The sequence below is a fragment of the Mesorhizobium sp. WSM4809 genome (assembly GCF_055811655.1).
Window position 1 is genome coordinate 55519 of record NZ_JBVVQW010000004.1, and the last position, 13477, is coordinate 68995.

At 64.1% G+C, this 13477-nt stretch carries 12 protein-coding genes; 6 read left to right on the top strand and 6 right to left on the bottom strand.

Going from position 1 to position 13477, the window contains the following annotated elements:
• Positions 1-227: 227 nt before the first annotated feature.
• The 4 genes from AC0L24_RS11525 to AC0L24_RS11540 all read right to left on the bottom strand — a co-directional run bounded on the left by AC0L24_RS11525 (position 228) and on the right by AC0L24_RS11540 (position 5006).
• Complete coding sequence (locus tag AC0L24_RS11525) at positions 228-1760, bottom strand: mercuric reductase (RefSeq protein WP_473563723.1); 1533 nt, start codon at positions 1758-1760, stop codon at positions 228-230.
• Positions 1750-3099, bottom strand: coding sequence for a glucoamylase family protein (locus tag AC0L24_RS11530; protein ID WP_127266934.1), 1350 nt, complete (start codon positions 3097-3099; stop codon positions 1750-1752). Before AC0L24_RS11530 ends, AC0L24_RS11525 begins: the two co-directional genes overlap by 11 nt.
• A gap of 212 nt (positions 3100-3311) precedes the next feature.
• Positions 3312-4064: an SDR family NAD(P)-dependent oxidoreductase gene (locus AC0L24_RS11535; RefSeq protein ID WP_127266933.1), complete on the bottom strand. Its 753-nt coding sequence runs from the start codon at positions 4062-4064 to the stop codon at positions 3312-3314.
• Positions 4065-4196: 132 nt separating this feature from the next.
• Complete coding sequence (locus AC0L24_RS11540; protein ID WP_127808161.1) at positions 4197-5006, bottom strand: IclR family transcriptional regulator; 810 nt, start codon at positions 5004-5006, stop codon at positions 4197-4199.
• A gap of 185 nt (positions 5007-5191) precedes the next feature.
• Between AC0L24_RS11540 and AC0L24_RS11545 the strand changes: the two genes are divergently transcribed.
• Genes AC0L24_RS11545 through AC0L24_RS11565 form a run of 5 tightly spaced genes read left to right on the top strand, consistent with a single transcriptional unit; the run spans position 5192 to position 10462 of the window.
• A complete protein-coding gene (locus tag AC0L24_RS11545; RefSeq protein ID WP_127808160.1) occupies positions 5192-6205 on the top strand; it encodes an ABC transporter permease in 1014 nt (337 codons plus the stop codon).
• Positions 6205-7047 carry an ABC transporter permease gene (locus AC0L24_RS11550; protein WP_127276927.1) on the top strand — a complete coding sequence of 281 codons (843 nt, stop codon included), beginning with the start codon at positions 6205-6207 and terminating at the stop codon, positions 7045-7047. The genes AC0L24_RS11545 and AC0L24_RS11550 overlap by 1 nt, the downstream gene beginning before the upstream one ends.
• Before the next feature lie 3 nt (positions 7048-7050).
• Positions 7051-8127, top strand: coding sequence for an ABC transporter ATP-binding protein (locus AC0L24_RS11555; RefSeq protein ID WP_127808159.1), 1077 nt, complete (start codon positions 7051-7053; stop codon positions 8125-8127).
• Positions 8124-9155 (top strand): ABC transporter ATP-binding protein, encoded by a 1032-nt coding sequence (locus AC0L24_RS11560; protein WP_473563724.1) that lies wholly within the window; start codon positions 8124-8126, stop codon positions 9153-9155. Before AC0L24_RS11555 ends, AC0L24_RS11560 begins: the two co-directional genes overlap by 4 nt.
• A gap of 35 nt (positions 9156-9190) precedes the next feature.
• Positions 9191-10462 (top strand): CaiB/BaiF CoA transferase family protein, encoded by a 1272-nt coding sequence (locus tag AC0L24_RS11565; RefSeq protein WP_127808158.1) that lies wholly within the window; start codon positions 9191-9193, stop codon positions 10460-10462.
• 102 nt (positions 10463-10564) lie between these two features.
• On the opposite strand, the gene AC0L24_RS11570 is transcribed toward AC0L24_RS11565, so the two are convergent.
• Both AC0L24_RS11570 and otnK read right to left on the bottom strand, forming a co-directional pair.
• The gene (locus AC0L24_RS11570) at positions 10565-11203 is read right to left on the bottom strand and encodes a class II aldolase/adducin family protein (RefSeq protein WP_127808157.1); all 639 of its coding nucleotides are present in this window, start codon (positions 11201-11203) and stop codon (positions 10565-10567) included.
• Entirely contained in the window at positions 11203-12576 is a 1374-nt protein-coding gene (gene otnK, locus AC0L24_RS11575) for a 3-oxo-tetronate kinase (RefSeq protein WP_127397187.1), read from the bottom strand. Before otnK ends, AC0L24_RS11570 begins: the two co-directional genes overlap by 1 nt.
• A gap of 146 nt (positions 12577-12722) precedes the next feature.
• Here otnK and AC0L24_RS11580 point away from each other — a divergent pair, with 146 nt between their 5' ends.
• Positions 12723-13460 carry a GntR family transcriptional regulator gene (locus AC0L24_RS11580; protein ID WP_127267755.1) on the top strand — a complete coding sequence of 246 codons (738 nt, stop codon included), beginning with the start codon at positions 12723-12725 and terminating at the stop codon, positions 13458-13460.
• Positions 13461-13477 lie beyond the last annotated feature (17 nt).

Consider the following 13477-nt stretch of genomic DNA (forward strand, 5'->3'; position numbering starts at 1 on the left):
CAGCACACGTCGCCCGGCTTTCGCCGCGGAGACAGCGTCGAGCGGTTGTGCGCCCGCGGGTTTCAAAGCGGGCACTCTGGGCTTTGCGCCGTAGGCTTCATTCCAGACGGCATGCGCGACGGCCCCAAACCATAACAATCGGCTTCGACTTGTTCAGCCGAACGAGGCTTTCGTCAAGCGCCGCATCGTCGCTGATTGTCAGATGCACCAGTTGCGGCAGGCTGCTGTCACCATCGCCTTGACCACGCCAACCAGCGGCCCGCCAGACGCTTCCACGATGAGGTGAGCCTTGTCCGCCGATAGGCGTCGCCGGCCATCTTGATGCCTTGCGCCTGCGTCGGGAATGGATGGATGACGTCGGCCAACGCACGCAATCCGATGCCCGATTTGATCGCCAGCGACACCGCATTGATCATCTCGCCGGCATGGCTGGCAACGACCGTGGCGCCCAGGATGCGGTCGGATCCCTCCCTGACGTGGATTTTGACAAAACCCTCCTCCTCGCCATCCATCACCGCACGGGCGACATCGTGCATCAGCACTGTATAGGTCTTGACTGGGATGCCGTTCTGGCGCGCCTCCGCCGGATAGAGGCCGACATGGGCGATCTCCGGATCGGTATAGGTGCACCACGGAATGACCAGTTCGCTCAGCTTCCTGCGTCCGAGAAACAGGGCATTGCGTACGACCATGCGGGCTGTCGCCTCGGCGGTGTGGGTGAATTTGTAGGCGAGGCAGACATCGCCCGCCGCATAGATGCGCGGATTTGTGGTGAGGAGACAGTCGTCCACCTTGATACCGTCGGCATCGTAAGCCACCCCGGCGTTTTCCAGGTCGAGGCCGTCGACATTGGGCGATCGGCCGATGCCAGTGATGATCTCATCGACGGAAATCGTCGTCGTGATGTCGTCGCACACCAGGTCGGCGAGCTTCTTGTCGCCTTCCGTTCGTATCGCCACCACCTCGGTGTTGAGGCGAACCTCGACACCTTCGCGCGCCAGCGCATCCGAAAGGATCTGGGCGGCATCGCGTTCCTCACCGGGCAGGAACATCGGTTCGCGCTGCGCCTGGATGACCTTCGCGCCCAGCAGGCAGAAGGCCTGCGCCGCCTCGCAACCGAGCGGTCCGCCGCCGATGACCAGAAGCCGCTTCGGGCACTCCGTGAGATCGAACATGGTCTCGTTGCTGAGATAGCCGGCGTCGGCAAGCCCCGGGATCGTCGGCAGCCTCGGGCGCGCGCCTGTCGCGATCAGCGCCTTTCTGAAACGCAAGATTTGTCCGGCGACCGTGACAGTGTCCCTTCCGGAAAACCGCGCTTCGCCGAAATAAAGGTCGATGCCTTCGGAAACCAGGCTATCGGCGGCATCGGCGCGGCTGATCCGCTGCCGGATCTGCCGCATCCGCGTCATGGCGCGCTGAAAGTTGACGTGAAGACGGTCCGGCATGTCGCCGCCGAAATTCTCGGCATCGCGCATGTCGGCATAAAGCCTTGCGGTGCGGATGATCGACTTCGACGGGATGCAACCGACATTGACGCAAGTTCCGCCGATCAGGTTGCGCTCGATGAGCGCGACCTTTGCGCCGAGGCCGGCCGCTTCGTAGGCGGCGGTCAGCCCAGCCGGCCCGGCACCGATGACCACGATATTGTAGGGATCGTCCGGCTGCGGGTTCTTCCAGTGCGGCGGATGGGCGCCCTTGATCAGCTCAATGTCGTTGTGATCGACAGGAAAGGCGGTAGTCCTGGTCCGGTCACGCGACATCGCCCCCACCCGACGCCGGGCTTGCTGGCTGAGACAGCCAGCCGCCATTGAACCCGGCCTTGCGCAGGCCGTTGCGGATGTGTTGATTTGACCGCATCAGTCTCCAGATCAACCCTGACCGATGGTTCTCGATCATCATCACCACGATGCCTTGATCCAGCCCATAGTGGCCTTCCGACACCCAGCCGTGCCTCCCGAATTTACGCCGGTTCGCCAATGTCGGGTTGAAACCGCTCGGCAGTCGGAAATTACCGATCACCTCGGGGTAGCGATCACCGAGATGGCGCAACGCCGCCAAGCAGATCTCCGGGGCGAAAGGCAGTGATGCCGGATAGGACCAAGGCGCGATCGTCCCGTCATCGGGCCCGAACGGCGCGCCGCGCGCGGCATAGCCGGAAAACCGCCGGCGCTGTCGCTCCACGCTGGTGCGAAAACCGCCTGGCCCGTCGCCCGCCGAAAGACCCCAAAGGTTCTCGTCGTAGCCGCCATAGCCGTAAGGGTTGTGGCGTGCATAGTCGCGGTGCAGATAGGTCGAGCGGCGGCTGTTTTCGAAATAGTCCGAGTTCTTCTCGCGCATGAAGGCGTCGCGGATGCCGGCGAAATCGATCCAGGCATGCGAGAACTGGTGCATGAACAGCGGACCGCCATACAGCACGTCGTAGCCGTAGATGTTTTCCCACTGATAGGTCGCCGTCCAGCCCTCGTAGCTGTTGTCCGAGGTCGGGCTGTCGGGCGAGGCCATCGACAGGATGTAGAGGATCGTGGCTTCGTTGTAGCCCTCCCAGCCATAGTGGAGAAAGCCGCTCTTCGGCTTCCAGCCTTGTCGCAAGGTCGGGCTTGAGCCTTGTGCCCACCGCCAGTCGACGCGCCGGTAGAGCGCCTCTGCTAGTTGGCGGATTTCGGCTTCCTCGTCATCGTCACCGGAGAAATAGGCGCCCGCCACCAGCATGCCCGATATCAGCAATGCCGTATCCACCATCGACAGTTCGCAGCGCCAGACGCGCAGGCCGGTCCGCATATCGAGGAAATGGTAGTAGAAACCCTTGTGGCCGGTGACGTCGTCGCTATGGCCTTGCGGGCTGGCCGAGAAGAAGCGCAGCGCGGCCAGCGTCAGCTTCGCGGCGGCATCGCGCGCCATCCAGCCGCGCTCGACGCCGATCGGATAACTGGACAGCGCGAAGCCGACGACAGCGATGCTGGCCGGCGAATTCGGCCGCGACGTGTCGGCGACCAATCCGTTTTCGGGGTTCACGTTCTCGAGGAAATAGTCGAAGGCGGCGCGCTGATAGCGGTCCAGAAGCTCGTCGTCGGACAGCGCGGCAGGCTCGGCTCTAAGCAAAGGAAACAAGCTCCCGCCGGATGGTTGCAGCGTCCGTCAACCGCCAACCAGTTGCCCCGCACCGGCAGATCATCACGCATGCTGAACTGTCATGCCGCGTCATAGCTTTCCCGTATAGCTTTGTTGCGTCAACGTCGATTCGACGCCTGGGACTATACGCCCCTACGCTCCCGTTCGTTGCGTCGTCACGCGGAATTGAGATGCGTCCTGCCTCAGTAGGTGGCGCGGCCGCCGGAAACGTCGAACACGGCGGCGGTCGTGAACGAACACTCTTCCGAGGCAATCCAGCAGATCAGCGCCGCCACCTCTTCGACCTCGCCGAAGCGCGCCATCGGTATCTTGGACAGCATGAAGTCGATGTGCTCCTGGCTCATCTGCTTGAAGATAGCGGTGCGCACGGCCGCCGGTGTGACGCAATTGACCGTCACCTTGGTCTTGGCCAGTTCCTTGCCGAGCGACTTGGTCAGGCCGATCACCGCGGCCTTCGAGGTGCTGTAGGCCGAAGCGTTGGGATTGCCTTCCTTGCCGGCGATCGAGGCGATGTTGACGATGCGGCCATAGTTGCGCTCGAGCATGTGCGGCACGAGCGCCTTGTTGCAGTAGAAGACGCCGTTGATGTTGATGTCGATGACCTTCTGCCAATCCTCGGTCGAATAGTTCCAGGTCGTCATGTTCGGCCCGGTGATCGCCGCACTGGTGACCAGGATGTCGACACCGCCAAGCGCTTCGATCGCCGACTGCTTGGCGCGTTCCACGCCGGCCGCATCGGCGACGTCGATGGCAACACCGTGGAGGCCGGGAAGGGTGGCTTTGGCCTGTTCGATCTGAGCCGGATCGCGATCCCAGACTGAAACCCGTCCGCCCTCTTCGACAATCCTCTGAGCCACTGCCAGACCGATGCCTGAAGCGCCGCCGGTGATCACCGCCGCTCGACCGCTGAACCGCCCTGTAAAATTCATCGGCATCCTATTTTCCCGATCATCCCAACCCGATGGACGATGACGGCACGCGACCGCCATACCATCGACTGCGACTGTGCGGTCCCCATCAGGCGAGTTCAAGCCGGCATGCGAGGCCGATCGTCTGGGCCAATCCCGTTACCCGGGATTTCCCTCGAGCTCTCTGCCCAGCGCCTTCACCATCGCCACCAGCGCCGGTCCGATCTCGGCATGCGCGCGCTCTTCCGTGATGATCTCGCCGATGCCGCCGCAGGTGATGGCAACCAGCGGCGAGCCGTCACTCGGACGGAACGGCACGCCGACCGCATGGATATAGCTGTGCCAGGCGCCGAACGACGTCACATAGCCCTTGTCTGCATACTGGGCGATCGCATCGTCGATCGCCGCCCCGATCATCGCCGCCCTGTCCGGCTCGGCCTCCTGCAAAGCCTCCACAAGGCGAGCGCGCTCCTCAGGTGAAAGGGCCGCCGCATAGGCCAGCCCCATCGATGTCTTCCAGATCGGCAGGTAGGAGCCCGGGTTGAGGCGCAGCGTGACAAGGCTCTCCGACCGGCAGTTGGCGAGATAGACCATGTTGAGGCTGTCGCGGGTGCCAAGCGCCACCGCCGCCCCCGTCAGATCGGCCAGCGGTTGCATCAGCGGCCGGGCGACGTGGACGACCGCACTGGAACTCAGTGCCGAATAGCCCAGCGCCACGGTGGCTGGTCCCAGGCTATAGCGGCCGAGGTCCTTGTCGTAGAGGAGATAGCCAAGCGCGCTTAGCGTATAGGTGATGCGCGAAACCGTGGCCTTGGGCAAGCCGGTGCGGGCAATGATGTCCTGATTGCCGAGTGAGGCATCGCCCGGGCGGAAGGCGCGCAGGATGCCGAGCCCGCGCACCAGCGACGACGAAAGCTGCGCGCCTTCGACTTCAAGCTCCGTCTCGTCCCTGGTGGCTCGCTTGCGCACGCTGAGGTCTTTCTGGCGTCGTCGTCCGCCTGTCGGGCCGGTGTCGCCGGCGCTTTCCCAAAAATGAAATTAAATTCCATTTATATTTGACAGGCGCTTTCCCTCCCTGTCAATATGCTTCCCTCGATGGCATCTCCCAGCGCCCTGTGCCATCTTACGAAGCCCGTCCTTGTGAAGGTAGCCACGTGTCTCGCTATATTTTGCGCCGGCTTATCGCCATGCCGTTTCTGGTGCTCGGCATCGTCACCATTGCCTTCCTGATCACCACGGTGACCAAGGGCGATCCGCTGACCGCGATTGTCGCCGAACAGCAGATGAGCAACCCCGAAGTGGTGGCCGCCGCCAAGGCGCGCTGGGGTCTCGATCGTCCTTTGCCGGAACGCTATATGATATATCTTGGCAATCTGCTGAGCGGCGATCTTGGCACCTCATTCATCACCAAGCGCAATGTCGGCACCGACATCCTCTACCGCTTGCCGGCAACGCTCGAACTGGTTTTCACCGCGATGATCTTCGGCACCACGCTCGGCATCGTGCTTGGTGTGCTGGCCGCCTATTTCCGCAACAGCCTGATCGACCATGGTGCGCGGCTCTTCGCCTTGTTCGGCTCGTCGCTGCCGGTGTTCTGGTCGGGACTCGGCCTGTTGTTCATCTTCTCCGTCATGCTGAACTGGCTGCCGGGGCCGGGCAGGGTCGATGCCCGCCTGGCATTGCCGCCCGGCATAACCGGCTTCCTGACCATCGATTCGCTTCTGGCTGGCGACTGGACCGTCTTCAAGGACGCGCTCCGGCACCTGCTTCTGCCGGCCTTCGTCCTCGGCTGGACGGTTTCCGGCACCATATCGCGGCTGGTGCGCGCCAACATGCTTGATGTGATGAGCCGCGAGTTCGTCCTCACCGCGCGCGCCAAGGGCGCGAGCGAATTCCGCGTCGTCATCGTCCATGCGTTGCGCAACACCATGGTGCCGACCCTGACCGTCATCGGCTATTCCTTCGCCTATCTGATCACCGGCGCGGTGCTGACAGAAACCATCTTTTCCTGGCCGGGCATGGGCTCCTATGCCGTCGAGGCGGCGCGCGCGCTCGACTTCCCGGCGATCATCGGCGTCACCATCGTCGGCGGCCTCGCCTTCCTGGTCACCAACCTCATCACAGACATCCTCTACGTGGTGGCCAATCCGCGCGTGAGGTTGAGCTGATGTCGGCGGTCACAACCAAATCCCATTCCGCCGCTGTTCCCGAATGGCTGACCGCGCCATTGGTCATCGGCACGGTCGTCATCCTGTTCTGGCTGTTCATGACCGTCTTCGCCGCCTTAATCGTGCAGTTCGATCCGCTCGAAATGGTCGCGCGCCGCTTGCAGCCGCCGAGCTGGGCGCACTGGCTGGGCACCGATGCTCTCGGCCGCGATGTTCTCGCCCGCACCTTGCACGGGGCGGCGCATTCGCTGCCGATCGCGGTTCTGGTCGTCGTCTCGGCTGTGGTGATCGGCTCGCTGCTCGGTGCCATTTCCGGGTTCGTCGGCGGGCTGACCGGTGCGGCGATCATGCGGCTTGTCGACGTCACTCTGTCCTTCCCGCCGATGCTGCTGGCTATGGCCGTCGCGGCGTCGCTTGGGCCGGGCCTCGGCAATGCCGCCATCGCCATGGTTCTGGTCTGGTGGCCGGTCTATGCCCGGCTGATGCGGGCGCAGGTGCTGGAGGTGAAGGAGCGTGAGCATGTCGAGGCGGCGATCGCCGCCGGCGCCAGGCCGCGCCGCGTGCTGTTCACGCACATATTGCCGCTTTGCTGGACCCCAGTGCTGATCAGCGCGACCATGGATCTTGGCCAGGTCGTGCTGCTTGCCGCGTCGCTCAGCTTCATCGGACTCGGCGCCACGCCGCCGACCCCCGAATGGGGGTCGATGATCTCGGATGGCGCCGTCCATTTCTACCAATGGTGGATCGCCTTCGGTCCGGGCGTCGCCATCCTCACCATCGTGCTCGGCTTCAACTTCATCGGCGACGGCTTGCGCGACATTCTCGATCCAAGGTCGGATTAAGCGATGAGCGCACAGATATCTACAGCGCCGCCGGGTGCAGTCGACAAGGCGGGCAGAGGTGAGCCGCTGCTGTCCATACGCGGCCTGCGGGTAGGCTTCCGGCGGGCAGGCGATCAGTTCGAAGCGGTGCGCGGCATCGACCTCGACCTCGCCAAGGGCGAAGTGGTCGGCATTGTCGGGGAGTCCGGCTCGGGCAAGTCCGTCGGCATGCTCGCCGCGCTCGGCCTGACGTCGAAGAACGCGGTCGTCACCGGTTCGGTCCGCTTCAACGGCGACGAACTGGTCGGCAAATCGTCACGCGAAATGCGCAAGATCAGGGGCGCGCGCATCGCCATGATCTTCCAAGACCCGCTGTCCTCGTTGAATCCGGTGATGACTGTCGGCGCCCAGATCGCCGAGGCGGTCAGGCTGCATCAGCGCGTCACCCGCAAGCAGGCCATGGCGCGCGCGGTGGAATTGCTCCATCTGGTGGCGATCCCGCAGCCCGAACGCCGGGTCAACCAGTATCCACACGAATTCTCCGGCGGCATGCGCCAGCGCGCGGTCATCGCCATGGCCGTCGCCAACGATCCCGATTTGCTAATCGCCGACGAACCGACCACGGCGCTCGATGTCACGGTGCAGGCGCAGATTTTGGCAGTGCTGCGTTCGTTGCAGGAGCGGCTCGGCCTTGGCCTGGTGCTGATTACCCATGATCTCGGCGTTGTCGCCGGTCATGCCGACCGCGTCGCGGTCGTCTATTCCGGCCGCGTCGTCGAACAGGCTGGCGTGTCCGAGCTGTTCGCCGACCCGCGCCATCCTTATACGCGCGGCCTCATTGCCTCGATCCCCAATCTCGAGGAAAGCCGCGAGCGGCTGTTTTCGATCGATGGCTCGCCACCCGCACTTGGGCGCTTGCCGGGCGGCTGCGCCTTCCATCCGCGCTGCATCTATGCCGAGGCACGCTGCAGGACCGAGGATCCGCCTTTGCACGACATAGGCGGCCGCTTCTCGGCCTGCCATTTCGCGACGACCTTGCCGCCCTTCCATAGTGCTGCGCTGGCGGCGGCAGAACTGGACAGTGGAAGCATGGCCCCATGAGCGCAGTGGAGCAAATTCAAGTCGAAACCAAGCCGGCGGCAGCGCTTTCCGTACGCCATCTTGTCAAGGATTTTCCGGTTCGCGGCGGCCTCGTCTTCGACCGCGCGGTTGCCCATGTGCGTGCGGTGGCCGATGTGTCCTTTGACTTGGCGCCGGGCGAAACGCTGGGCCTCGTCGGCGAATCCGGTTGCGGCAAGTCGACCCTCGGACGCTGCCTGATGCGGCTGATCGAGCCGACCAGCGGCGAAAGCTGGTTCCGTGGCCAGAACCTGCTCGCCCTCAACCACGAAGACATGCGCCTGATGCGGCGCTACATCCAGCTGGTCTTCCAGGATCCGTACAGGTCGCTGCATCCGCGCATGCGCATCGCCGACAACATCGCCGAGCCTTTGCGCATGAGCGACATGTCGGCGGCCGACCGCCGGGCGCGCGTCGCCGAATTGCTCGAACTCGTGCGGCTCAATCCCGATCACGGCAAGCGCTATCCGCATGAACTGTCCGGCGGCCAGCGCCAGCGCGTGGTCATCGCCCGCGCGCTTGCGCTCAACCCGCAAGTGGTGATCCTCGACGAACCGGTTTCGGCGCTCGACGTTTCAGTGCAGGCTGGCGTGCTCAATTTGCTCAGGGATATTCAGCAGTCCTTCGGCACATCCTATCTGTTCATCGCACATGATCTTTCGGTCGTGCGCCACATCTCGCACCAGGTCGCGGTGATGTATCTCGGCAAGATCGTAGAGATCGCACCTGCGGCCGAACTCTATTCGAGGGCGCTGCATCCCTACACGCAGGCGCTGCTGTCGGCGGTGCCGCTCGCCAATCCCGAGAAGGAGCGCAAGCGCGAGCGCATCGTACTGACCGGTGACGTGCCGAGCCCGCTCAACCCACCATCCGGCTGCCGCTTCCGCACGCGCTGCTTCAAGGCGCAGGCGATCTGCGCTGCCGTCGAACCACCGCTCGATCCGGCTGGCGGTTCGCATCGCGTCGCCTGTCATTTTCCGGAGCCGGTCAACACGTTCAAGACTGTGTGATTGGCCTGCCGAATTCACCCGAAGGAATCTTGATCGTGACTGAGGACCATTCCGAGAATGCCGGTACGGCAGGATCCGCGCGCCTGCCGCTCGAAGGCATCAAGGTTCTCGATCTTTCCCGCGTGCTCGCCGGTCCTTGGGCAACGATGAGCCTTGCCGATCTCGGCGCCGAGGTCTGGAAGATCGAGAACATAGATGGCGGCGACGACACCAGGGCGTGGTCGGTGCCGAGCTACAAGGGTGTCTCGACCTACTATCTCTGCGCCAATCGCGGCAAGCAGAGCATCGCGCTCGACATGAAAAGCCCGCAGGGGCTGGCCATCGTGCGCGAACTGGCGGCGAAGGCCGACATCGTCGTCGAGAATTTCCGCTCCGGCACCGCCGACCGCCTCGGCGTCGGTTTCAAGGAACTCAGCGCGCCAAACCCGCGGCTGATCTACTGCTCGATCTCCGGCTATGGCCAGACCGGACCCGATGCCGGACGGCCCGGCTATGATTTCGTCATGCAGGCCGAAAGCGGCCTGATGGCCATCACTGGCGAGAGCAATGGCGAGCCGATGCGCGTCGGCGTCGCCATCACCGACATCGTCTGCGGCATGGTCGCGACGCAGTCGATCCTGGCAGCGCTTTACGAGCGCGCGACGACCGGCAAGGGCCAGTTCCTCGACCTGTCGCTGATCGACTGCGCGCTCAGCCTGCTGATCAATGTCGGCAGCGGTTACCTCAACACCGGCCGCGAGGTCGCCCGCTACGGCAATGCGCATCCGACGGTTGTCCCCTATCAGATATTCGAGGCCTCCGATGGCGGCTTCGCGCTGGCCGTCGGCAATGACCGCCAGTTCGCGGCGCTGTGCGAGAAGGTCCTTGATCTGCCACATCTGGCTGGGGATGCGCGCTTCATCAAGGCAGGCGCGCGTGCCACCAACCGCGAGGCTTTGATCCCCGAATTGGCGGCTGCCTTCAAGACCAAGCCACGCGACCACTGGATGGCAACCTGTGCCGCCGCCAGCGTGCCGGCCGGCACGGTAAAATCGATACCGGAAGTCTTCGATAGCCCCAATGTGCGCGAACGTGGCCTCGTCCAGACCTTGCCGCATCCGCATCTCGGCTCCGTCGCCATGGTGCGCCCGGCACAGGGACTTGCCGCGCAGCTGACCGCCGACTTTACCGCGCCGCCGATGCTGGGCCAGGACACAGCTGCCGTGCTGGCCGACGTGCTCGGCTACAGCGCCGAGACCATCGACCAACTGATCGGCTCCGGGGCTGTCAGCGTCTATGCGCCTGCAGCCGAACCGATCCCCGCCTGATCTTCCACGGAACGTGGCAGCCCTCGTCTCGCATTTGCGGGTCGACTGAGTGGTTCTTCACTTCAAGAGCGCGAAGAGCCGTTCCCGGAAATGCTCGGCCAGCTACTTCTGCTGGCCGTAATTCTTGTACCGCCCGCGAATGGCGGCAAGCTCGGTGCCCTCGATGATCGCCGGTGTGCCGGCGCTGCGCGCCAAAAGGTATTGCCGCGCCAAGGTCTCGAGCTTGATGGTGCGGATGAGCGCCATGTCGAGATCGCCGCCGAAAGCGACCATGCCGTGATTGGCGAGCAGGCAGGCCGACCTGTCCTTGAGCGCGACGACGGCAACCTTGGCCAGTTCGCTTGACGCGAACAGCGCATAGCCCGAACAGCGCACATCATCGCCACCGAAACCCGCGACCATGTAATGGAACAGCGGCAGTCCCTCGCGCAGACACGATAGCGCCACGCAATGATCGGGATGGGCATGCACGACGGCACCGGCCTCGGGGAAAGCCTTGTAGATCTCGGCGTGCATTTCCCATTCGCTCGACGGCCGGAACGCTCCCTCCCAGCTGCCATCGAGTTGCATCGGCACCATCTGCTCCGGCCGAAGCGCGCTTGTAGCTATTCCCGTCGGCGTGATCATCATGCCGCTTGTCGTCCGCACACTGATGTTGCCGGTGGTGCCGACATTCATCCCGCTGGCGTCCAGCGTCTGCGTCGCGGTGATCAGGCTGGCGCGTGCAGTCTCGGTGTCCATCACGATGCTTTTCCTGTGGTTGGCCGCATGACAGGTTTTGCCGGTGGCCATATATCGATCGCCGGCGCGACGGTGGTCGCCCGTGTCATGTCTTGCAGGACGTCGGCGAAAATATCCGGGCCGCCGAGCTTCCCCGATTTCAACATCAGCGCCAGCGGCTCGGATGGCAGGCCGGGGAGGTGAGCAGTCGCACGCGACAGTCCCGGCCCCTCATAGGCACCCATGGCGATGCGGTCGATGCCGAGCGCCTTGACCACCGAACCGGCTGTCTCGCCGCCGGCGACGACCAGCCGTCGGACGCCGAGTTCACGCACCAGAATCTGTGCAATCCCGGCCAGCATCTCTTCCGCCTTTGCCGCCACCGCCTTGCGGCCATGCGCCTGCTGCAGCGCTTCGACCGTCGTTTGCGGCGCTGTCGTGGCAATGGCGATCATCGCGCCGGGCAAATGCCGCTGGGCGAAGGCACGCGCTTCGGCCACTACATCGGCGCCGGCGAAGGCTCTGGCCAGATCGATCGTCAGCAGTGGATGGTTTTGCGCAAAGCGTTCGAGCTGTTCGATGGTGCGGTCGGCGACGCTGCCGGCCAGCACCGCCGCTGGGCCGTTTATGGCCGGCAGGCTGGCGGTAACGAGATCGACTGAATTCAGCAGCCCATGCGTGAGCCAGGCCGGTGGCAGATGCGCGGCGACCGAGGAATTGCCGGTCATCAGCGGCAGGTCGAAGGTCGCTTCCGCGATCGCAACCAGGTCGCGCTCGCGAATCGTGTCGGTGACCAGCAGCGTCTCGCCGCCCGCGCTGTGCTCTCGTATGGCGTTGCGGATGGCCTCCGCCCCGGCATCGACGACGAGATAGGGCACCAGCCCGACCTTGCCCTTGCTCTGCGCCTGCAGCACGCGAACCAGATTGGAATCGGTCATCGGCGTCAGCGGATCGAAGCGCTTGGGCGATTCACCCAGCAATTGGGCGCCGCCGAACATGTGTCCCTGATAGACGGTGCGGCCGGTCTCACACAGCGCCGGGGTGAACAGCGTGACGCCGCCGCCGAGCCGCTCGAGCAGCGCCTCGGCGCAAGGACCGATGTTGCCGGCAGGCGTCGAATCGAAAGTGGCGCAATATTTGAAGAAGATCTGCCGGGCACCAGCTTCAAGCAGCCGGTCCGCCGCCTCCAGAACCTGGCGCACCGCATCGCTGGCCGCGATGACGCGGGTCTTCAGCAGGATCACATGGGCAAGATTGCCTGGTGGGATCGGCGCACTCAGTCCGACCGTGCATCCCGTTGGAATGCCGCGCGCCACCAGCATCGACGCCAGCTCGGTGCCGCCGGTCAGATCGTCGGCTATGGCGCCGAACAGGAGTGAAGGCGTCGCGGTCATGCGCCCCGTCTCATGTCCGTCTGCACCATGGCTGCCCGTCTCGCAGCTGCCTGTCTCATGTCGGTGGTCAGGCCATTCGTGGTATCATATACACAGCCCACGCGACGCAGGCGACGCCGGCGCCGCTGCAAGAACGGAGAGCGGATGTGACTGCTTCTATCGCGCCGATCGCGCGCGACAATCTGACGACGCGCGTCTACGAGGAGCTTCGCCGCGCCATGATGGAGGGCCGCTTCTGGCCGGGCCATCGCTTCAAGATCCGCGACCTTGCCGCCAGCCTTCAGGTGTCTGAGACGCCAGTGCGCGAGGCGCTGATGCAGCTGGTGCGCGAAAAAGGCCTGGAGATGGAGGCTGGCCGTTCGATCACCGTCGCCCAGCTGTCGCTGGCCCAATATCTGGAACTGCGCAGCATCCGGCTGCATCTCGAAGGCATGGCGGGGGCGGCGGCAACAACGCGCATCGAGCCACGGGAGATCGACCGTCTGGCCGAGGTGCATGACAGACTGATTGCCAACGAGGACAATGGCCATTGGTTCGAAGCCGTCCGCGACAATTGGGAATTCCATCACTCGATCTACCAGGCGGCGCAAATGCCGGAGTTGCTGGCCATCATCGAGGGCATCTGGCTGCGCAACGGACCACTGGTGAACTATCAATACCCGCACGCCAGGCCGACCTACGACGGCCGCCACCGGCACCTCGACATTCTCGACGCGCTGCGGGCGCGTGACGAGAACGGCGTGCGCAAGGGCATTCAGCAGGACATGATCGAAGGCGGACGCCTGTTGGTCAAGGTTCTCGAACGGCTGAACGACGGTGCGGTCACGCCGGAGGAACTGCGCCGCGCGGCGCAGAACGGCCGCCTGGTGTCGGCCGTCGGCTGAGCGATTTGTTCCTTCCC